A 23,194-nucleotide genomic window follows, 5' to 3' on the forward strand; every position below is an offset into this window, starting at 1 on the left:
AAAACAGGCTAATAAAACTCTGCCAATCAATGGCAGAGTTAATATAATTAACGCAATATTGAAGGTTGATCTGCACCTTCTGCTTCAATTTTAGGTGGCATAAAATGTTCACGTTTTACGCCCAATTTAAGTGACATATACGCAGCCACATAAATTGATGAGATTGTACCAAGTACAATACCTACACCTAATGTTTCAGAAAAGCCTTTTAACATTGAACCGCCAAAGATATACAGGATAATGACAACAACAAGTGTTGTACCTGATGTCATTAGCGTTCGGTGCAATGTTTGGGTTAACGAGATGTTGATAACATCGTAAGGCTCTGCACGTCGAATCTTTCTAAAATTCTCACGAATTCGGTCGAAGACAACAATAGTATCGTTAAGTGAATAACCAATAATCGATAACATTGCAGCGATGATCGTTAAATCTAATTCGCGCTCAAATAGTGATAAGTAACCTGCTGTAATGATGACATCATGCGCTAAAGCAACTACGGCACCGGTACCAAACCGCCATTCAAAACGGAAGGCAATATAGATTAAAATACACACTAATGCGGCACAAATTGCCAATATACCATCTTGCGCAAGTTCTGCACCCACTGTTGGACCGACAAACTCAATACGTTTAATTTGAGCATCAGTATCAATATCTTTATGTATTAAGTTAGAAATTTTCGCACCTAATGCATTATCAATCACCGATGAGGTACTATCATCTTCTTGCTTGGCCGAAGGTAACCTAATAATGATATCCTTACTGCTACCGTAATATTGTACTATCGGTTCATGATAACCAGCATTGCGTAAGCTATTACGAAGATCATCAAGATTAACCACTTTTGTTACGGTAAGCTCTACTGTGGTGCCACCCGTGAAATCTTGTCCTAGATTAAATCCTTTAACAAAAATAATCACAAAAGAAGCTACCACTAATAGCATTGAAATGACAAAAGCAATAAAGCCAAATTTTAAAAAGTCGAGGACTCTGCGACCATGATTTAATTCTCTAACATCATGATTTTCTTTTTTATTAATACTCACAATAAACCTCTAAATTGATAACTTATTAACACGGCGTCCGCCATAAATAAGATTGGCTAATGCACGAGTACCAACAATCGATGTAAACATTGATGTTACGATACCGATACCTAATGTAATGGCAAAGCCTTTAATTGAGCCTGTACCAACAGCATAAAGAATAACTGCTGTAATTAATGTGGTTAGGTTGGCGTCAAAAATACTACTCCACGCTCCTGAATACCCTTCATTAATCGCATGCTGTACTCCTCGTCCATTACTGAGCTCTTCTTTTATCCGTTCATTGATTAGCACATTGGCATCAACAGCCATACCAACGGTTAATACAATACCCGCAATACCCGGCATACTGAGCGTTGCGCCAGGAAGTAAGGACATGGCACCAACAATTAAAATTAAATTAGCAACCAATGCAAGGCTTGCAAATAGACCAAATAGGCGATACATCACTAACATAAAGATGACTGAAACCGCCAAGCCCCATACACAAGATTCGAGACCTTGGGTTATGTTTTCTTGCCCCATTGATGGTCCAACAGTGCGCTCTTCAATAATTTGAATTGGCGCAATTAAAGCTCCTGCTCGTAATAATAACGATAAATTTTTGGCTTCATCAATACTGCCAATACCCGTTACTTGGAAACGGTCACTAAAAATACCTTGAATTGTTGCTACGTTGATAACACGCTCTTGTTTTTCAAGAATTGGTTTGCCATTTTCATCACGTTTCCCTGTGTCTTTGTATTCAACAAATAAGGTTGCCATCGCTTTATTAAGATTCTTTTGGGTAAAACTCAACATTTTTTTACCGCCTGAACCATCAAGTGTAATAGCAACTTCAGGTTGACCATATTGGCTTGTGCGAAATGATGAATCAGTAATATGATCCCCTGTTAGTACAATTCGTTTATAAAGTAACACTGGGCGACCGCTTTCCATATATTTTATTTCGGAACCATACGGAATGCGCATATCACCATTTAGAATAGCTGGCAGATCAGGAGTGCTATCTTCGTTAACTTGTCTAAACTCAAGTGTCGCTGTCGCACCCAAAATACGCTTGGCTAACGCGGTGTCTTGTATGCCCGGTAATTCTACCACTATCCGATCCGCGCCTTGGCGTTGTACAATCGGTTCGGCAACACCTAGTTGGTTAACGCGATTGCGTAAAATGGTTGTGTTTTGTTGTACAGCATCATTTTTTGCTTGTTGTAACCGTCTTTCACTGATGTTAATAATGATGCTGCTGTCACTTTGAGAAATAACCTTGAAATCTTGTAAACTATTGATTTTAGCAATAGCTTTATTACGATCTTCAGTATTATCAAATTGTATTATAATTTGCTCATTACGGTCTTTATTGATCGCTTTATAATTTAATTTGCTAGCTGTAAATTCAGCTTTTATGTTTTCAATAGATTGTTCTGTAAGTTTACTTAATGCAGTTGTCATATCAACTTCCATTAAGAAATGAACACCACCACGCAAATCAAGCCCTAGTTTCATTGGTTCAGCACCTAGCATTGTAAGCCATTTGGGTGTTGCTGGCGCTAAATTTAATGCAACAATATACTCTTCACCTAACGCTTGAGATATAAGCTCTTTAGCTTTAAGCTGTGTATCGTTATCACTAACACGAATTAAAATCGATTTATTTTCATAAACTATTGATTTAATTTTAATATCATTATCACTCAAAACTTTTTTGACTTTATCTTGTGTAGTGACATTGATTTCAGCAGTATTTGAGCCTGAAATTTGTATAGCGGGATCTTCACCATAAATATTTGGAAGTGCATACAGAAGGCCGAGGCAAATGACAACGACCAACATAATGTATTTCCACAAAGGATAGCGATTTAACACGACATATTCTCTTGTAGGATTAGGTAATTAACACAATGAACATAATAGATAAATCTCTATTATAGTGATTTCATTGTTCCTTTTGGTAAAACTGATGTGATAAAGTCACGTTTGATCACAATTTCAGTTGTATCATTTAATTCTAATGCGATGTAACCGTTGTCGTTAACTTTTGACACGCGACCAATAATCCCACCACTGGTCAATACTTCATCACCTTTTGAGATTGACGCCATTAAATCACGATGTGCTTTGGCGCGTTTTTGTTGTGGGCGCATAATCATAAAATAGAAAAATAGACCAAACACAACTAACATAATCGGAAGAAAATAATCACCACCAGGTTGGCTACCATCTGCGGCATAAGCATTAGAAATTAAAAAGTCCATATAGGTCCTCTTGATTTAAATAAAATATTAAAGTTCGGAATTATAACACAATAAATAAATCTATTATTAACTATTTCTTATCAAAAAGCTTCAGAAAAAATCGTGTTTAACATAAAGCCAGGCATTTTGGTATTTTGATTAACATCTACCCTCCAACAGCATGATGATAGCAAATAAATGTTAATTATGTCGTTAAATATTGCGCAATACTCACTAAGTTAAATAACCATTTAGGATAAATGCCACATAGCATTGTTAATAAAGCGCATAGAACAATAATTAATTCACTGATTCGAATATTCGTCCATTTTAATTTAATTGAAGAGCCACTTAATATTTGCCCATCACGGCTAACTGGTCTGATATAAAGATTGATGATTAAGCGAGCATAAAAGTAAAGTCCCAATGTACTACCAATAACAATAGCAGCAACTAACCACCATAATTCTGCGGTTACGCCTAATAACACCAGTAAAAATCGCCCAATGAATCCAGCCGTTAGCGGAGCACCAGCTAGAGATAAAAATCCTACGCCCATGGCTAATGCGAGAATAGGTCTTCGCCAAAAAAGTCCTGATAGCTCAATTTCGTTTTCATGATCTTGAAGTTCATCAGAATGAGAATCTAAACTGATCGCGCCTAAAATACAGATATTAGCTAAAATATATCCAATTAGGTAAACACCAATAGTTTCTAATGCAAGTACTTGATATTGCACTGCAATAAGTGCTGTTAATAAATAACCAAAATGTGCTATTGATGAATAAGCAAGTAATCGCTTTAAGCTACTTTGCATTAGCGCCAACAAATTACCCCACAAAATAGAGCAAAAAGCCATAACGACTAAAATAATACGGATGGTTTCATTGTTAACAATAGGTGCCAATAAAAACAGTCTTGCTATAGCACAAAAAACGGCAACTTTCCCAACTGTTGATAATAATAAAGCGACAACTGTTGGAGCGCCTTGATAAACATCTGGTAACCAAAGTTGAAATGGGACGAGTGACAATTTAAAACCAATACCCACTAGCATTAAGCAAACACCTATCAGTAATAATGTGCTTGGGTAAGACATCGTTGAAAGCTGATAACTTAATCCACTAAAAGTTAGTTCCCCTGTCATTGCATAATAAAAGGCTATTCCCATCAATAAAAATACACTCGCAACAGCCGATAATATCATGTATTTAACAGCCGCCTCTAATGAATGTGTTTGCGTATATTGGTAACCAATTAATCCTACAAATGGGATCGATAACAGTTCAATACCAATAAAAAATGCAATTAAATGGCTTGAGTATACGAGCGTTACACCACCTAATGTCATAAAAAGTAAAATTAAATAAAATAACCCATGATGTTTTTGCTCTTGCTTAAACCAACGATAAGCAAAACATGCAACCGCAATAGATATCATTAAAATCAAACTGGTATAAAGTAACCCATAGCCATCACAGGTAAAAAGCGCAGTGATATGATGTGCTCTCCACTCATTTGTTGAATTATCATCAATGCTAGAATTAGCATTAGTTTCAATATCTGTAGCTGTGTCAGTATCCGTATTGTTATTATTAGAATTATTGTTATTATCGATATTATCGTTAATATTTATGCTCTCATTTCCATTCGCTGATCCACTCTCTTCACTTGGTACTGTATCAATTGCAATTGTTTCTTCACTTGATGAATTAGGTTCTTTAATAGGCTCTGAAGCAGGTACCGATATTTGCATATTATCACTGCTGATATCAGTAATAACTTGAGTACTAAACGAAATTTTATAACCAATTGTTACAGAACACATCAAGGCACAGGATAATCCGCATACGGTTAAAATGGTGCAACATTTGGTATTTATTTTAAAAATAAATAATGAGAATAATAAAGCAATGATGGCAAAACTTAATACAAAAATCGGTGACAAAGCTATCATAAGTAATTATTCTCCCACTCGCTCTGTGGCTATATATTGTTGTGTTTGATTCACAACAGAATAAGACCTGTCTAAGACCACTTGAGGATACAAGCCTATAAATATAAGGGCAATTAAAACGCTTGATAATAATAAAACATCTTTTTTACTAAGTAGATGCTTTGCTGTAGGTACTTTATCAACAGAACCATAAAAAATTGGCTGCATGCGAACAATAAATGAAATAGATACCAATAATAAGCCAATTACTAACAAAATTGTATAAAAAGAGAAGGTGTTATAACTACCAAGTAGCATCATATAATTACCCACAAAATTCGCCGTACCAGGAATACCTAATACAGCCAAAATAAAATATAAAGTAAACGAAGATAGGTAAGGTACTCGCTCTTTAAGCCCAACAAATTGGTTTATATTTCTGGTGGAATAACTTTCAACTAATAATCCACTAATTATAAACATACCAACGATGGCTAAATTGACGGCTATCATTTGTATAACAACCCCTTGATAAGCAATCACAGAACCACTATAAATAATTGCCGTAACAAACCCCATCAATGCGATATGAATATAAGCAATAAGTTTTTTAATATCGGTTTGATTAAATGCAAGTAAGGCCGCATAAACAACTGTAATTAAAGCAAAAACTAACATCGGTGGCATAATCGTGACTGAAGCATTAGGAAATAATGGTATAACAAATCGTAATAAACCAAACGAAGCTGTATTTAGTAATAATCCACTAACCATCATTGAGCCTGTGGTTGAAGATTCAATATGGGTTTCAATAAACCAGCTATGAAAAGGAACAAAAGGAATACGTACAATAAAAGCAACCAAAAATCCTAACATAAGTAAAAATTCGGTATAACTTGAAATTGGAGTTTTGATTAATACTTGATAATCAAACGTCCAATGCCCGGTTAAGTTCCAGTTGATCAAGGCTAATGAAACAATTGAGATTAGCATGATTAGACTGCTTAGTTGGGTATAGATCAAAAATTTGCTAGTACCATTAAAACGTAATTGTGAGCTTGAGTCTCGTCGTCCCCATAAAGAAATTAAAAAATAGATGGGAATTGCCACAGCTTCCCAAAATAAAAACATAAGAAATAAGTCAGTGATGACAAACAGTATCATAATAGCTGATGTCATAAACAATAAACAGAAATAAAATAAGCCAAGATTGTTTAGACTTTCTTTACTAGAATAGACAATCGTCAATAGTACAATAAATAGGGTTGAAGTGATAACAACTGTAGATAGGCCATCTAAAACAAGATGAAAATGAATACCTAACAAGGGGATCCATTCTAGATTCACTTCTTTTGTCCAGTTTTCACCTTGATCTAATACATTTATAGCATCTATCCATAATATTATTGTCATTGATAATGTGAGAAAAATAGTAATAAATGCCACAATGATTGGTAATTTTGACCAACGCATTTGTACATTGGTAGAAACAACACCTCTTTGTAAACATACGTGGCATAACCAACCAATAAATCCGCCTATTACAGGTAAAAAGACAAGCCATAATAACATGAATGATTACACCTTTTTTAAATAAAAATCAGTAACATTAATATGATAATGCTACCTATAACCATTGACAGCATATACCACCGAATTTGTCCATTTTCTAGGTCAACGATAAATGCGTTTACTTTCCTAATGCTCCACATAACCCAACCATCCCACAAAGCTAACGGATCTTTTTTTAACAAGTTAGCTAAATAGATATAAGGTTTAACAAATAGCGTATGCAATGCATAATCATAATGCCAGTCGCTATTACATAATCGTAAAAAGAACTTAATCATTGGTGTATGTAGCACTTCTTTTACTTCGCTATTTGGGCGCACATATAAAACATAAGCGATCAAAATACTTAACCCCGTCACCGCGGCTAACAGTATCTGGAAAGACAACTGTCCATCTGTGTCTAACTCAGCTATTGGCACTATACCTTGAACGGGTAATGGAAAATAAATAAATAAAGCAGTAGGGAATACCAATAATATAAAAATTGGACAATAGATTATCCATTTGGTTATTGCAAAATGATGCTGTTTTTGTTTGTGATAAAAGACCATTGAAATTAAACGCCAAATATTCAAACTAGAAAGTAAAATACCTAATAAACCAATGGTTCCAGATATTAATTTATCTTGAGCCATTAAGCCCAATATAATGTCTCCCTTGATATAAAATGACGATGAAATCCAAGGCATAGCACTAAGAGATAACATGATAAATAAAAATACCGCATACAGCATTGGAAACGATTTAATTAACCCACCAAGCTTACTTATATCACGTTCACCTTGACATTTTTTAATTAAAATTGATGAAGATAAAATTAGTAATGTGCTTGTTACAACATAATTAATTAAGCAACTAAGAGACAAATTCCAACTCTGCGTTGAAAAAGCATAGAATAGATAGCTAATTTGCGATAAATTGATATAGGTGATAATTCTTTTAATATCATATTGCACTAAAGCAATAGAACTAGCAAATAAGATAGTCAACGATGAAATCATCGATATAATAGCAAGTACATCACTCGACATCATAAATAAGCTACTTAGCCTTAAAACTAAATACACTCCAGCTAAAATCACCGTTGAAGATTGTAATAAAGCTACTGCAGGCATTGGAGCTAACGTTGTTTGAACAAACCATGAATGCATAGGAAATAGTGCTGACTTACTCATGGCCCCAAGGAACAGCATGAAAGTTATCCAAAATATAATATCTGAATCTACGGCTAAGTTCTCATGCACCTGATTCAAAACATCATGGATATTGAATGTTTCAACTGTTTGATACAGTAAAAATATGCCAATAATTAAAAAGATATCAGTTAAATGCATAAGGATAAATGCCTTTACTGCTGCATAACCATTACGAGCTTGTTTATAATAGATACCAATAAGTAAGTAAGTACTTATACTCACGCCTTCCCAGCCAATTAACATAACAAATAGATTATCAACTAATACGATAGTTAATATACTGGCAATTAATAAATTACTATAAGCATAAAAATTATAAATATCTTTGCTTGACGTCAAATAACAAGCTGCAAAGAAGTAAATCAAGAAGCCCAAAAATGAGATTAAAACTAAAAAAGTTAGCGATAACCCATCCAACGTTAAAGAAATAGGTACTATGAAATCACCTACAGCAAACCAATTCCACAATGTTCTGGTATAAATTAAGACCATATCAGGTACTGTATTTGAAGCAAAATCGATACAAGAAAATACAGTAATTATTGCAATAATTAGCATTGATATAATGCCTATAATCATTACATCAATGGTTCGAATATGTCTCCCTAAACAAACTAATATTAGAAAAGAGAGCAAGGGAACAATAATAGTTAAATAAAGTAAATTCATCCTTTCATTTCACTCAATGAATCAATATTAAATATTTTTCGACGGTAGAATAGTTTGATCATTAATGCAAGGCCGACACAAACTTCAGATAAGGTTGTAATTACCGCCAATATAGCAAGTAATTGCCCATCAAATTGTTGCCAATAACAACTCGCTGCAAACAATGCAACTATTGCACCATTATTCATAATGATAAGGCTTAGCAATAAAAAATAAAAGTCACGCCGAATCATGACGCCTAATAGTCCGATAACAAATAAAATAGAAGCAAAAATAAGGCAATACGTAAGTGGAATCATATTATTTCTCCGACATAAGCCGATGCGTAAAATGATAAGCAATGACGGCTGCACCAAATAATAAAAATACGGCTAATTCAGCCATCAAAATATATGCATACATAGACATTTCATGCATTAAGTCATGAGATTCTTTTAGTTCTGAATAATTAGCATTTACTACACCATAAATAAGGACAACGAGTAAAATGAAAGCTAAGATTAATGGTCCTAACCAAATTTTAGGACTAATACCGTGTTTATTATTTTCTACATTATCAACGCTAATTTTCAAAATTGAAGCAACAAGTAAAAAAAGTGTTACCGAACCACCAATAAATAGCAGGATATACAAAATGGCAGAAAAATAGGCGCCAAGTTGAATAAATATGAAGGATGAAGCAAAAAGTGAAATAACAAGATATAAAATTGCTTTATCTATCCGTAAGCTACTAATCACTTTTACACTGGCAACGACAGCAATAATCGATGCGATATAAAAAACAGCGATCATTAAATAATCCAATATGTATTAATATATGGCGTTAGTATATACCCAAATCATATCAAGATACAGTTTGCCACACCGTATTCATTGAAAATAGACTTTTTAAGTGGTATTTCGATGACCACAACAAAATTAAATAGCGCTTTTTATTTGTCGATCTTTTGTGGTCAATATAATTAAAACAACTAAAAAAAATAAAAACCATAAAATTTTATTATTTAAATTCAAAGCAACATTGTTATAAAGTATATAACCTAATCAAATTAACTAATGATTATACCTATTTTGTTAAGTTGTCATTTGAGCCATACAGCTTAAGTACTTAGGGATAATAAAATCTAAGATGAGAAAATCATGAATAACCAATACTCCTCAATGCGAAGTAATGTCAATATGCTAGGTACTTTATTAGGCAATGCAATCAAACGTGCCACTGGTAATGAGACCTTTGATTTAGTTGAAAAAATAAGAAAATTATCGAAGTTGGCTCAAAAAGGAAATACACAAGCACATCATGAACTACTCAATTTAATTGAAAATCTCAATGATGATGATTTATTGCATGTTGCTCGCGCATTTAATCAGTTTTTGAATTTAGTCAATACGGCTGCTGAGTATTATGGTATTTCGCCCCATGGTGAAGCATCTAGTAGTCCTAAAAAAATGACTGAATTATTCAGTACACTAAAAAACCTTAACTTTTCCAAAGAAACGATTACAAACGCAATTAACGAACTATCCATTGAATTAGTATTGACAGCTCATCCAACAGAAATCAATCGCCGAACAATGATAAATACTTATACGGCTATTAACAGTTGTTTATCCCAACTCGATCATAATGATTTAGCCGACTATGAAATAGAACGGATCATGCGTCGCTTAAAACAGCTAGTTTGTCAGGCATGGTATACCGATGAAATCCGAAAAAAACGCCCAACGCCAATTGATGAAGCAAAATGGGGATTTTCAGTCATTGAAGATAGCTTATGGGAAGGTGTGCCCCTATTTTTGCGAGAACTCAATGACCAGTTAGTTGATGCTTTTGATGAACAATTATCGGTTGATCATGTGCCAGTCAAATTCACCTCATGGATGGGCGGAGATCGTGATGGAAACCCTAATGTAACAGCAAAAGTCACAGAAAAAGTAATGCTACAAGCTAGATTAAAAGCTATTGAATTATTTTTAGCCGATATTCAAATACTTGTTCGTGAACTTTCGATGACAGAATGCAACGAATCAGTTATTGAACTATTAGATGAAAGTAATAGGACTGTTTCAGAACCTTATCGCGCAGTAATGAAACAATTACGAGTACGCTTAATTAAAACTCACAATTATATTGAAGCATTGCTAAATAATGAACGAGTATTACCGCCTAGTAATATTTTAATTAAAAATCAACAACTATGGACACCACTTTATATCTGTTATGAATCATTAATTGATAATGGCATGTCAACCATAGCCCATGGACCATTACTTGATACATTACGACGTATAAAAAGTTTTGGCTTACAATTAGTTAGATTAGATATCCGTCAAGACAGTTCAGTCCACACAGAAGCCTTAGACGCATTAACCAAAGAACTTAATTTAGGTCGCTATGCCCAATGGTCAGAAGAAGAAAAACAAACCTTTTTATTAACTGAGTTACAGTCTAATCGACCATTGCTCCCATATAACTGGCAACCAACTGAAATGGTTCAAGAAGTTTTAGATACTTGTCGTGTTATCAAAAAAGCAGGAGAAGAATCAATCGCTTCTTATGTAATATCAATGGCTAAAGCGCCTTCTGATGTTTTAGCCGTTTACTTATTATTGAAAATCGTTGATTGCCAAAAAAATATTCCAGTTGCACCATTATTTGAAACATTAGAAGACTTAAACAATGCTAAATTGGTTATGCAAAAATTACTGGATATTCCTTGGTATCGCGATAAAATTCGCGGCAAACAGATGGTGATGATAGGCTATTCTGATTCGGCTAAAGATGCCGGTACACTTGCGGCATCTTGGGCACAGTATCGCTCACAAGAAGAACTAGTTAACTTATTTGAGAAATATAATACTAATTTGGTGCTATTCCATGGACGAGGAGGTTCAATTGGTCGAGGAGGAGCACCTGCTCATGCTGCGCTACTTTCACAACCACCAGGTTCATTAAAAGGTGGACTTAGAGTTACAGAGCAAGGCGAAATGATTCGTTTTAAACTTGGTCTACCTGAAGTTGCTCTCAGTAGTTTAATGCTTTATACATCAGCAATTTTACAAGCTAATTTATTGCCACCACCTGCACCTAAGCAAGCATGGCGCGATATCATGGACGAAATGTCTGAAATTTCATGCAACTGTTATCGTAGTTATGTACGTGAACGAACTGAATTTGTTGATTATTTTAGAGCAGTAACTCCTGAGGCTGAATTAGGTAGGTTACCACTAGGTTCAAGACCGCAAAAACGTCGAACAGGTGGAGGGATAGAAAGTTTACGTGCTATTCCATGGATTTTTGCTTGGACACAAAACCGTTTAATGGTGCCATCTTGGCTTGGTGCAGGTAACGCTCTTAGAGCAGTTATTGAGAGAGGTAAAAAAGATCTTCTTAAAGAAATGTATGACAATTGGCCTTTCTTTAATGCTCGTTTAGGTATGCTTGAAATGGTTTACGCCAAAGCCGCACCAAATATACACGAATATTACGAACAGCGTTTAGTCGATCAAGCCTTATGGCCATTAGGAGAAGAATTAAGGAATTTATTGACTCAGGATATCAATACTGTACTAACCATTACAGATGATATCAGTTTAATGTCTGATCTACCTTGGATTGCAGAATCAGTGGCTTTGCGAAATACTTATATTGAACCATTAAATCTGCTACAAGCAGAGTTATTGAGTCGTTCACGCACACACGGTGAACATCAAAACGTTATAGTAGAGCAAGGACTTATGATTACTATTTCAGGGATTGCGGCAGGTATGCGAAACTCGGGTTAAAAAATAAAAAAGGCACTAGCCTTTTTTATTTTTTAGGTAATAAATTATCTAAATAAGCTTTAGCGTCTTGGTCGCCTTGCTCACTAGCTTTAGTAAACCAATAGATGGCGCGTTCCAGATCTTTATCAACTCCCTCGCCTTCTAGATATTTAATACCTAAATTATACTGAGCATCAACACTGCCTTGATCTGCTGCTTTTAAATACCATTCAACGGCTTTTTGCTCGTCTTTATCAACACCGCCACCTACATCATACATTACGCCAATGTTGTATTGGGCATCAGCATTGCCTGCTTCGGCAGCCTTGGTAAACCAATATGCCGCTTGCGTATTGTCGGGTTTAGAACCCGTGCCTGTTGCATACATAATAGCTAAATTATACATAGCTAGCACATGTCCATGTTCGGCCGCTTGTGTATAAAAATAGTTAGCAGCCACATAATCTTGGGTTAAGCCGTCGCCATTTTCAGACATTAGCCCTAAATAATATTGTGCTTCGGAAATATTATTTTTAGCTGCTTTACTAAACCAATCAGCGGCAGTCATACGATCTTTTGTTACGCCATCACCAAAAAAATACATAATACCAAGGTTTAGATAAGCGTCATAAATACCAGCATCACCAGCTTGTGAAAAGTAATCAACTGCAGTTGATGTGTTTTTTTCGACACCTTCCCCTTCTTTATACATTAAAGCCAGATTATATTTAGCCAATGCATAATTTTGATCTGCGGCTAATTTAAAATATTTAAATGCCGCATTTAAATCACGTTTAGTCCCTAGACCACTTTGATACATAAATGCTAAGTTATTTTGTGCTTTAGCTAACCCTTGCTCAGCGGCTTTTTTATACCAAAAAAAGGCACGAACATCACTTGCTTCAACACCTGCACCTTGTTTATAGATACCTCCTAATGAATACTGCGCTTCCGCGTTTCCTTTTTCTGCAGACAAACGTAAAGAAGGGAGCAATGACTCTGTCTCTTGCAACTTTAATTGCGTGCTGTTCGATTGTGTTTTATAACCTGCAGCCATTACACCATAAGGAATGGATAACAATACTACCAATAAAATTTTGATTTTTTTCATATTTATTTAAATATAATGACATTAGTAATAATTATACATAAATACAACAAAAGGAAATAGTTTTGTTTAATCGCTATCCTTTTTTAAAATTATATTTTATATCAAGCTTAGTAATTTATTCTTTTAATAAACAAAATACTACAAACCTAATTTATCCCAAATCTCATCAATACGAGCGACGATTTTTGGATCTTTTTTAATTAATTTTCCCCATTCTCGATTAGTTTCACCAGCCCATTTATTGGTAGCATCTAGCCCCATTTTAGATCCTAATCCCGAAATAGGTGAAGCAAAATCCAAATAATCTATTGGAGTATTATCAATAAATGTGGTGTCTCGATGAGGATCCATACGAGTTGAAATAGCCCACATCACATCCTTCCAATCACGCGCATTAATATCATCATCACAAACAATGACAAACTTGGTATACATAAATTGCCGTAAATAAGACCAAACCCCCATCATGACACGTTTAGCATGACCAGGGTACTGTTTTTTAATTGTAACAATCGCAATACGATATGAACACCCTTCAGGTGGCAAATAAAAATCCACAATTTCAGGAAATTGTTTTTGTAAAATGGGGATAAACACTTCATTTAAAGCAAGCCCCATAACTGCAGGCTCATCTGGTGGCCTACCGGTATAAGTAGAATGATAAATCGCATCTTTACGACGAGTTAAGTGCGTCACAGTAAATACAGGAAATTGTTCAATTTCATTATAATAACCCGTGTGATCACCATATGGACCTTCTGATGCCAATTCATTAGGATCAATGTAACCCTCAAGAACTATTTCTGCACTAGCTGGAACCTCTAAATCATTGGATAACGATTTAACCACTTCTGTTCGGCTACCTCTTAATAACCCAGAAAAAGCATATTCAGGTAACGTATCAGGCACTGGTGTCACTGCACCTAAAATAGTTGCGGGATCAGCGCCAATAGCAACACTAACAGGAAATCTTTCATTAGGATGAACCTGTTGCCATTCGGCAAAATCAAGTGCACCACCACGATGAGAAAGCCAACGCATGATTAATTTATTTTTCCCTAAACACTGCAAACGATAAATACCTAAATTTTGCCGTTCTTTATAAGGACCTTTGGTTATTGTTAGCCCCCAAGATAACAGTGGTGCTACATCATCGGGCCAGCAATGCATAATAGGTAAACGAGTCAAATCCACTTCATCATCTTTAAAAATCATCTCTTGGCAGGGTGCTGATGAACGATGTTTAACCGGCATATTTAAGACTTGTTTATATTTAGGTAATACATTAAAAAATTGTTTTATACCTTTTGGGGGTTCAGGTTCACGTAAAAATGCCAATAACTCACCAATTTCACGTAAAGCAGAAGTATCCTCACGTCCCATTCCCATCGCAACACGTTTAGCTGTACCAAACAAATTGCATAAAACAGGCATATCATAACCAATTGGATTCTCAAATAATAAGGCCGGACCTTCATTACGTAAAACACGATCCGCAATTTCTGTCATTTCAAGATAAGGATTAACAGGGAAAGAAATTCTTTTTAATTCACCTTGCTGCTCAAGATAATCTAAAAAATCTCTAAAATTTGAAAAATTCATCTAACATTACTCCCTGTTACTGACTCATTCTCAGTTAACCTATCCAAAAATATTTTTTACTTTACTATTAACATATCTTTGAATTTAACTAATCTTCATCAAAATTTTCGCTATATATAGGTACTTGCTTATTTAAATTACACTCAACGATTTTCGGTAATAAAGCCTCAAATTGTTTTTTGTCAACCTCAACAAAGTTATCCTGATCAACTTGATAAAATAGATATTGCTCAGATTGATCATCAAATAAAAAAGAAGCTATCCAATCATTTCGATCATCGTTATTTTCATTAGCAAATATCTTAATGATACTGCTTTCCCGCTTTTCTGGTTGATTATGTAATTTAAAATCAATTATTTTTTCAGCTATATTTGAATCGTAATCATCAAAAATAATATAGTCATTTTGATTAGGTTGGCATTTTTTTATATTTATTTCAGCATGACTGGTTAAAACAAAACAACATAAACAAGACAACACAACCGCAGATAGACTCAATTTCATTTTCAGCCTCTTAATTAGATTTAATCAAATTATAGATTTTACCAATAGCCTCACTATTATTGGGTGATAAAGTAAGCTTGGCAGCATCATCAATCGTTAGCCACTGATAAGCTAAATGTTCAGTAAGTATAGGCGTTATCTCATTAATAAGTGGCAGATAAAACCAATGCTCTTTATTTACCTTAACTTCTGGCGCATATTTATGTCTAAATTGTGGAAAAATGTCAAACTCAATGGTACGTTTTGCATCAATTAACTCAAGGTTTTGTTCAATAATATTAATACCAGTTTCTTCAAAAACTTCACGAATCGCTGTTTCTTTTGGTAACTCGTCAGCTTCCATACTACCTGTCACTGATTGCCAAAAATTAGGGTCATCTTGCCGCTGTAACATAAGACAACGCTTTGTTGTCTGGCAGTAGATTACTACCAGAACAGATTCAGGATTTTTGAATTTTTTCATTAAATATTACTGCTTTTTACTCACTTCAATACCAAGTTCAGTTAATGCAGCGACATTGGCTGGACTTGGTGCATCAGTAAGTAAACACGTTGCGGCTGTTGTTTTCGGAAATGCAATCACATCACGAATATTATCAGTACCGGTTAACAGCATTGTTAATCTATCTAAACCGAATGCCAGTCCTGCATGTGGTGGCGTACCATATTTTAATGCATCAAGTAAAAAACCAAACTTTTCACGTTGTTCGTGTTCATTAATCCCTAAAATAGAAAAGACAGCTTGTTGCATTTCGCTACGGTGAATACGGACAGAACCACCACCAACTTCATAACCATTAATCACCATATCATAGGCATTTGCAACTGCATTTTCAGGATTATTGATAAGCTCTTCTGGCGTAAAGTCTTTTGGCGAAGTAAATGGATGATGCATAGCACTTAGCCCTTCGTCAGTTTCTTCAAACATAGGGAAATCGACAACCCAAAGTACTGCCCATTTACTTTCGTCAGTTAAGCCTAAATCTTTACCAACTTTTAAACGTAATGCACCTAACGCATCACTAACAACTTTATAGCTATCTGCGCCAAATAATAAGATATCGCCATCTTTTGCATTAGCACGATCAAGCAACGCTTCCATTTGCGACTCATTAAAGAATTTTGCAACAGGACTTTGAACACCCTCTAACCCTTTACTACGTTCGTTTACTTTAATCCATGCCATACCTTTAGCACCATACACGGAAATAAACTGCGTATATTCATCCAATTGTTTACGCGTTAATTGAGCACCATTTGGAACGCAAAGTAATGCTACACGTCCTTTCGGATCATTTGCTGGTGTTGAAAACACTTTAAAATCAACATCTTTAACTAAATCAGCTACATCAATAATTTCGAGCGGATTACGCAAATCTGGTTTATCACTACCATAACGACGCATCGCTTCGGCAAAAGTCATAATAGGAAACTTACCTAAATCCACATTTTTAACATGTAACCAAAGTTCACGAATCATCTGTTCCATAACCTCGCGCACTTGCTCGGCTGTCATAAATGACGTTTCGACATCAATTTGAGTAAATTCAGGTTGACGATCGGCTCGCAAATCTTCATCACGAAAACATTTCACAATTTGATAATAACGGTCAAAACCTGACATCATTAACAATTGCTTAAATAACTGTGGTGATTGTGGAAGGGCATAAAACTCGCCCTTGTGAATTCGGCTTGGAACTAAGTAATCTCGAGCGCCTTCAGGCGTTGCTTTGGTTAACATAGGGGTTTCAATATCTAAAAAGCCATGTTCGTTCATAAACGAACGCACAAATGCAGTAATTTTAGCCCGAGTTTTAAAAATAGCTGACATCTCAGGACGACGTAAATCGATATAACGATATTTTAGACGCTGTTCTTCGCTATTGTTTTGATTGAAATCAAGTGGTAAAACATCGCTACGATTAAATATCGTTAATTCTGTCGCCAACACTTCAACCTCGCCTGTGGCCATATCTTTATTGATTTGACCTTCGGGACGGGCTCTTACTTTACCTTTAATTTGGATACAAAATTCATTACGAAGTTCACCAGCAAGTTGATATGCTTGTTGATAATCAGGATCGAAAAAAACTTGTACAATACCTTCACGATCACGCATATCAATAAAAATCATACCACCTAAGTCTCGACGTTTATTAACCCAGCCACATAGATTAACTTCTTGATTAATATGACTTGCATTGAGTTGTCCGCAATAAATTGTTCTCATTAAAATATCCTGTAAACTATTAACAAAATGATAATTATTATAGAGCAATTTATCAGGGTATAAAGACCATGATTTAAAATAATTATCATTTAATTTATTTATAGCTAGTTTTTGAAAATAAATTTACTTTATAAAAGTTTTTATAAAATAGATTAAATTCAAAAAGATACTAATTACATCTTAATTATGTAAAAACATAGAATCAAATTACTCATTGAAAATAACTTGTCATATCAAGTATTTATTAATAAGCTTTAACATTATTTAATAAATTAATCATATTTGATATGAAGGCTTTAATTTCAATTGATTATACGAATGATTTTGTTGCTGATAACGGAACGTTAACAACAGGTCTGGTTGGTCAAAAAATTGAAACAGAAATGTTAAACATAACAGAATCATTTATAAAAAATGATGATTTTGTCGTTTTTGCTATCGATGCCCATGATCCTTCTGATAAATTTCATCCTGAAGATTCTCTCTTTCCTCCTCATAATATTATCGGCACTTTAGGACAACAACTATTTGGTCGTTTAAATAAACTTTATCAACAATATAAAGATACTGATCATGTTTATTGGATCAATAAACGCCACTACTCAGCATTTTGTGGAACAGACCTTGATTTGCGGCTACGTGAAAGAAACATCAAACACGTCCATTTAACGGGTGTGTGTACTGATATTTGCATATTGCATACAGCGGTAGATGCCTATAATTTAGGATATAAAATATTCATTCATCAAAATGCTGTTGCTAGTTTTGATCCAATCGGCCATCAATGGGCATTAAATCATTTTAAAAATACCTTAGGGGCAACAATAATTTAAAAATTTTAAAAATAAATTAAGGAGTAAGAATGGATGTTTTACGAGACTATAAAGTACATTTACTAGCATTAGTCGTTGTTTTAATATGTGAGTTCATCGGTAGGCAATCTATCTGGACTATTGCCGTGTACCCAATGTTATATGCCATGATTATTGGCGGAATAATTAGCCTTCCCAAACTAAAAATATTAAAACTAAAAAATATGAATAATGCCAGCGCCATCATGATAGTGACATTAATGTTACTTATCGCAAAACTTGGGGTTGCTGTTGGTCCTAAAATTGATATGATCTTAAAAGATGCAAAATTAGCATTAATTTTTCAAGAGTTAGGTCATTTTGCTGGCACGATTTTATTAGGTTTACCACTAGCCATGCTACTAGGCATGAAACGCGAAGCGGTGGGTGCAACTTATTCTGTCGCGCGTGAACCCAATATCGCCATTGTTGCCGACAAATATGGATTAGATTCAGCAGAAGGTCGAGGCGTTATGGCGATGTATGTTTGTGGCACACTTTATGGTGCTATTTGGATGAGCATACTTGCTAGTGTAATGGCAAAATTAGATATCCTCCATCCTTATGCGTTGGCTATGGGTGCAGGAGTTGGAAGTGGCAGTATGATGGCCGCATCACTCGCACCAATAAGTGACCTTTATCCAGAAATAGCTAGTGAAATCAAAGCCTATGCAACAACCGCAAACTTAATGTCAAGTATTGTTGGCATTTATATTTATACACTATTTTCGTTACCTTTCGCCTCTTTCTTATATAACCTATTTGCCCGCTTACGACGTAACAAAAAAGGAGCGTTATAATGAAAACGTTAGAAACAATATTTTTACTGATCTTAGTTGCCATTATTATGGCTGCTGGGAATACTGTAGGTTACAAAGTTGATTTTATGCTGTCATTACAAGCATTATCAATCTTAGTTGCGATATCAATAGTCGGATATTTTGTTGGCAAAGTTCCATTATTAAACAAATTTCCAGTTATTTTATGGGTATCAGTCGTAGCCGCAGTGGCTTCATCGCCAATATTTCCTTATCATGAACAAGTTGTTTCAATTACTGATCAGGTTTCATTATTGGCGGTTTGTACTCCAGTGCTAGCTTATGCTGGACTAGCTATTGGTAAAGATTTAGCACTATTTAAAAACATCTCATGGCGAATCATTCCTGTATCATTAGCCGTATTTTCAGGCACTTTTATTTTTGCCGCAATCATTGCACAAATCACCTTGCATTGGGAAGGTGTGATCTAATTCAGATTAGGATTTATCATGACAAAAGAAGAACTTAAAAAAAAGGTTTGTAACGCCATTGCAAACCGCAAAGCCGATATCAAAGCAATTGCCGAATCAATTTGGGCAGAACCTGAACTTGGTTATAAAGAACACAAAACAGCCAAAAAAGTCGAAGAAACGTTTGAAAAACTGGGTGTTCCATTTAAAAACAAATTAGCACTAACAGGCGTTAAAGGACGCTTAAAAGGGGGAAAAGGCAGTAAATACAGTATTGCTATTATTGGCGAGCTTGATGCCATTATCTGTGCCGATCACCCTGCTGCTGACGAAACATCGGGCGCTGCGCACTGTTGTGGTCACAATGCCCAAATTGCCAATATGATGGCCGTAACAATGGGGCTGATTGATTCGGGTGCAATGCAATTTTTAGCGGGCGATGTTGTGCCATTTGCAGTACCTGCAGAAGAATATGTTGAAATCACTTATCGTAATCGCCTAATTGAAGAAGGCAAAATCAACTATATCGGTGGCAAGCCAGAATTGATTTCGCGTGGTGAATTTGATGATGTTGATATGGCACTACAAATACATTTAACTAGCGTACCTAACGATCGCCAAAATGGATTTATTGAAATATCAACAACCAGCAATGGTTTTATCGGTAAATTAATTAAATACAAAGGCGAAGCATCACACGCGGCGGCTGCACCACACGCAGGTGTCAACGCCTTAAATGCTGCAATGATGGGAATGATGGGCGTACACGCCATTCGCGAAACATTTCAAGAAAAAGACTACATTAGATTCCACCCAATTATAACCCAAGGCGGTGATTTAGTTAATGTAATTCCAAGCGATGTCAGAATGGAAAGCTATGTGCGCGCAGGCAATGTACCTGCCATGATCGATGCGAACGAACGAATAAACCAAGCACTAAAAGCAGGCGCAATGGCGGTTGGGGCAACGTGTGAAATTAAAGACCTACCGGGTTATTTACCTTTACAAAACAACCCAACACTGAATGACTTTTTACAAAGCAATGCACAAGATCTTATTGGTGCTGATAATGTTTGGGTTGCGCCCCACATGACAGGCAGTACCGATACGGGCGATTTATCGCACATTATGCCAGTTAGCCACCCATGGATTGGTTCGGTTCGTGGGGTTTTACATGGTAAAGACTACACCGTATTTGATGAAGAAATGGCTTACATCCGCCCAGCCCAAATGATGGCCTGCACAATCATCGACTTACTTTATGATGACGCACAGCCAGCACAAACACTCATGTCAAACTACACTCCACTTATGACCAAAGAAGAATATTTAAAATTCTTATCAGGTTTTGACAAATAATCTTAACAGCTTGGCATATTGTCGTGCCAAGCTGTTATAATGCGACTTATATTCACAACAATCATCACACCATATGCAACAGCTCACTGATCAAGAATTGTTTCGTTATGATAGACAAATCACATTACACGGTTTTGACATTGATAAACAACAAATATTAAAAAACAGTTCCGCCCTGATCATTGGTTTAGGTGGACTTGGCTGTGGGGCATCGCTTTATTTAGCCGCTTCGGGGGTAGGCAAATTAACGTTAGTGGATTTTGACACCGTATCAAAATCTAACTTAAATCGACAGATTTTATATACTGAAAATGCCATCAATCAATACAAAGTCGACGTTGCAAAACAAACCTTAGTCAATATTAATACCAACATATTGATTGACACAGTAAATAAGCAACTCGACGATAACAACCTCATATCGCTTATCAAACAGCATGACATTATCATCGACTGTACCGATAACTTAGCAACCCGAGAACAAATTAACCGTTGCTGTTTTCAAGTAAAAAAACCGCTAGTTTCTGGAGCGGCAATCCGTATGGAAGGATTACTAAGCGTATTTACTTACCAACCCGATGAACCCTGTTATCATTGTCTAAGCCACTTATTTGGTAAAGATCAGCTTACTTGCGTTGAAACAGGCGTCATGGCGCCACTGGTTGGCATGTTTGGCTCAATGCAAGCCTTAGAAGCCATAAAAGTGCTCACTCAATATGGAAAGCCCCTAATTGGACGTCTATTAATGATTGACACAATGACAATGGAATTTAACCAAATCAAAATAACCAAACAACCTAACTGCCGTGTTTGTAGCAATGGTAATACCAATCAGGTTTCTCAATGAAAATTAATCGAATTATTTTAGCGCCCATGGAAGGCGTACTTGATTATCAAGTAAGGCAACTATTAACCGAAATTAACTCATTTGATTATTGTGTGACTGAATTTGTTAGAGTGACACATCACAAATTATCTAATCGAACTTTTTACCGCCTATGCCCTGAACTTTACCATAATGGGAAAACCCAATCAGGCACACCTGTTCGTGTCCAAATTTTAGGACAATCACCCGAATGGATGGCAGAAAACGCCATTAAAGCCATTGAATTAGGCTCTTACGGTATCGACATCAATTTTGGTTGCCCAGCCAAAACGGTGGTCGGCAATCACGGTGGTGCTTATTTATTACAGTATCCCGAACAGATATTTAATATTGTCAGCCAAGTCAGGCAAGCAATCGGAAAATCACACCAATTATCAGTCAAAATTCGCTTAGGCTGGAATAACAAAGCGCATTGTCACGACATTGCAAGCGCAATTGAACATGCAGGCGCCAATGAAATCGTGATTCACGGCAGAACCAAAGAAGACGGCTACAAAGCCGAAAAAATAGACTGGCAAACAATTGGCCAAATCAAACAGCAATTAAACATTCCCGTTATAGCCAATGGCGAAATTTTTACTATTGAAGATGCAAAAAATTGCATAAACCAAAGCCAAACTAACGACATTATGCTAGGGCGAGGCATTTTAACCATTCCCAATTTGGCCAACATGATTCGAACTAAACAACCCGTATTAAATTGGCAACAAGTAATGGCGATATTAATCCGCTATGCAGCTTCATCGATTGATGATGTTAAACCTTTGTATCACTCCGCACGCATCAAGCAGTGGTTGGCTTACTTAAAACAGCACTATGCCGAGGCGTCGGAACTTTTACAAAATATAAGAACACTCAAATCACAACAAGGCATTAGGGATTTTTTAACTAAGCATACCTAAAATAACCCACTTTAGGTAACAGCAAAATAGCAATTGATGTTCATTAATTATAACAATATAGGGGGAATGAGATTCTAGAAAAGATATTCAGGAAAGATA

20 protein-coding genes are annotated in these 23,194 nt (G+C 35.6%); 7 read left to right on the forward strand and 13 right to left on the reverse strand.

Features of this window, described 5'->3' with window-relative positions; genetic code table 11:
* Nucleotides 1-47: 47 nt before the first annotated feature.
* The 8 genes from secF to GQ594_RS06895 form a co-directional block, all read right to left on the reverse strand.
* A complete protein-coding gene (gene secF / locus GQ594_RS06860; protein ID WP_160411933.1) occupies nucleotides 48-1,043 on the reverse strand; it encodes a protein translocase subunit SecF in 996 nt (331 codons plus the stop codon).
* A gap of 15 nt (nucleotides 1,044-1,058) precedes the next feature.
* Complete coding sequence (secD, locus tag GQ594_RS06865; protein ID WP_160411902.1) at nucleotides 1,059-2,915, reverse strand: protein translocase subunit SecD; 1,857 nt, start codon at nucleotides 2,913-2,915, stop codon at nucleotides 1,059-1,061.
* Nucleotides 2,916-2,974: 59 nt separating this feature from the next.
* A complete protein-coding gene (gene yajC / locus GQ594_RS06870; RefSeq protein WP_160400514.1) occupies nucleotides 2,975-3,304 on the reverse strand; it encodes a preprotein translocase subunit YajC in 330 nt (109 codons plus the stop codon).
* Between the two features lie 184 nt (nucleotides 3,305-3,488).
* Nucleotides 3,489-5,240, reverse strand: a complete 1,752-nt coding sequence (locus GQ594_RS06875; RefSeq protein ID WP_160411901.1) for an NADH-quinone oxidoreductase subunit N — start codon at nucleotides 5,238-5,240, stop codon at nucleotides 3,489-3,491.
* Nucleotides 5,241-5,246: 6 nt separating this feature from the next.
* Nucleotides 5,247-6,791, reverse strand: a complete 1,545-nt coding sequence (locus GQ594_RS06880; protein WP_160411900.1) for a complex I subunit 4 family protein — start codon at nucleotides 6,789-6,791, stop codon at nucleotides 5,247-5,249.
* Between the two features lie 17 nt (nucleotides 6,792-6,808).
* Nucleotides 6,809-8,656 (reverse strand): NADH-quinone oxidoreductase subunit 5 family protein, encoded by a 1,848-nt coding sequence (locus GQ594_RS06885; protein ID WP_160411899.1) that lies wholly within the window; start codon nucleotides 8,654-8,656, stop codon nucleotides 6,809-6,811.
* Nucleotides 8,653-8,955, reverse strand: a complete 303-nt coding sequence (gene nuoK / locus GQ594_RS06890) for an NADH-quinone oxidoreductase subunit NuoK (protein ID WP_160411898.1) — start codon at nucleotides 8,953-8,955, stop codon at nucleotides 8,653-8,655. The genes GQ594_RS06885 and nuoK overlap by 4 nt, the downstream gene beginning before the upstream one ends.
* Nucleotide 8,956: 1 nt before the next feature.
* A complete protein-coding gene (locus GQ594_RS06895; RefSeq protein ID WP_160411897.1) occupies nucleotides 8,957-9,448 on the reverse strand; it encodes an NADH-quinone oxidoreductase subunit J family protein in 492 nt (163 codons plus the stop codon).
* Between the two features lie 348 nt (nucleotides 9,449-9,796).
* On the opposite strand from GQ594_RS06895, the gene ppc reads away from it, so the two are divergent.
* Nucleotides 9,797-12,442 (forward strand): phosphoenolpyruvate carboxylase, encoded by a 2,646-nt coding sequence (ppc, locus tag GQ594_RS06900; RefSeq protein WP_160411896.1) that lies wholly within the window; start codon nucleotides 9,797-9,799, stop codon nucleotides 12,440-12,442.
* Between the two features lie 25 nt (nucleotides 12,443-12,467).
* Here ppc and GQ594_RS06905 read toward each other — a convergent pair whose 3' ends face one another.
* From GQ594_RS06905 to aspS, 5 genes are all read right to left on the reverse strand, one after another.
* Nucleotides 12,468-13,532, reverse strand: a complete 1,065-nt coding sequence (locus GQ594_RS06905; protein WP_160411895.1) for an SEL1-like repeat protein — start codon at nucleotides 13,530-13,532, stop codon at nucleotides 12,468-12,470.
* A gap of 138 nt (nucleotides 13,533-13,670) precedes the next feature.
* Nucleotides 13,671-15,134, reverse strand: coding sequence for a 4-hydroxy-3-polyprenylbenzoate decarboxylase (ubiD, locus tag GQ594_RS06910; protein ID WP_160411894.1), 1,464 nt, complete (start codon nucleotides 15,132-15,134; stop codon nucleotides 13,671-13,673).
* 88 nt (nucleotides 15,135-15,222) lie between these two features.
* Nucleotides 15,223-15,639 carry a hypothetical protein gene (locus GQ594_RS06915; RefSeq protein WP_160411893.1) on the reverse strand — a complete coding sequence of 139 codons (417 nt, stop codon included), beginning with the start codon at nucleotides 15,637-15,639 and terminating at the stop codon, nucleotides 15,223-15,225.
* 10 nt (nucleotides 15,640-15,649) lie between these two features.
* Complete coding sequence (gene nudB, locus GQ594_RS06920; protein ID WP_160400504.1) at nucleotides 15,650-16,102, reverse strand: dihydroneopterin triphosphate diphosphatase; 453 nt, start codon at nucleotides 16,100-16,102, stop codon at nucleotides 15,650-15,652.
* A 6-nt stretch (nucleotides 16,103-16,108) separates the two neighbouring features.
* A complete protein-coding gene (aspS, locus tag GQ594_RS06925) occupies nucleotides 16,109-17,869 on the reverse strand; it encodes an aspartate--tRNA ligase (RefSeq protein ID WP_160400503.1) in 1,761 nt (586 codons plus the stop codon).
* A 287-nt stretch (nucleotides 17,870-18,156) separates the two neighbouring features.
* Between aspS and GQ594_RS06930 the strand changes: the two genes are divergently transcribed.
* The 6 genes from GQ594_RS06930 (at nucleotide 18,157) to dusC (ending at nucleotide 23,095) form a co-directional block, all read left to right on the forward strand.
* Nucleotides 18,157-18,702: a cysteine hydrolase family protein gene (locus GQ594_RS06930; protein ID WP_160411892.1), complete on the forward strand. Its 546-nt coding sequence runs from the start codon at nucleotides 18,157-18,159 to the stop codon at nucleotides 18,700-18,702.
* Nucleotides 18,703-18,731: 29 nt separating this feature from the next.
* Entirely contained in the window at nucleotides 18,732-19,520 is a 789-nt protein-coding gene (locus tag GQ594_RS06935) for a DUF3100 domain-containing protein (RefSeq protein ID WP_160400501.1), read from the forward strand.
* Entirely contained in the window at nucleotides 19,520-19,969 is a 450-nt protein-coding gene (locus GQ594_RS06940) for a hypothetical protein (protein WP_065626618.1), read from the forward strand. The genes GQ594_RS06935 and GQ594_RS06940 overlap by 1 nt, the downstream gene beginning before the upstream one ends.
* A gap of 18 nt (nucleotides 19,970-19,987) precedes the next feature.
* Nucleotides 19,988-21,307, forward strand: coding sequence for an amidohydrolase (locus GQ594_RS06945; protein ID WP_160411891.1), 1,320 nt, complete (start codon nucleotides 19,988-19,990; stop codon nucleotides 21,305-21,307).
* Nucleotides 21,308-21,380: 73 nt separating this feature from the next.
* Nucleotides 21,381-22,154 (forward strand): molybdopterin-synthase adenylyltransferase MoeB, encoded by a 774-nt coding sequence (locus GQ594_RS06950; RefSeq protein ID WP_160411890.1) that lies wholly within the window; start codon nucleotides 21,381-21,383, stop codon nucleotides 22,152-22,154.
* Nucleotides 22,151-23,095 (forward strand): tRNA dihydrouridine(16) synthase DusC, encoded by a 945-nt coding sequence (gene dusC, locus GQ594_RS06955; protein ID WP_160411889.1) that lies wholly within the window; start codon nucleotides 22,151-22,153, stop codon nucleotides 23,093-23,095. The genes GQ594_RS06950 and dusC overlap by 4 nt, the downstream gene beginning before the upstream one ends.
* The last annotated feature ends 99 nt before the right edge of the window (nucleotides 23,096-23,194 follow it).

Source organism: Gilliamella sp. Pra-s52, assembly GCF_009795805.1.
Taxonomy (GTDB): Bacteria; Pseudomonadota; Gammaproteobacteria; order Enterobacterales; family Orbaceae; genus Gilliamella.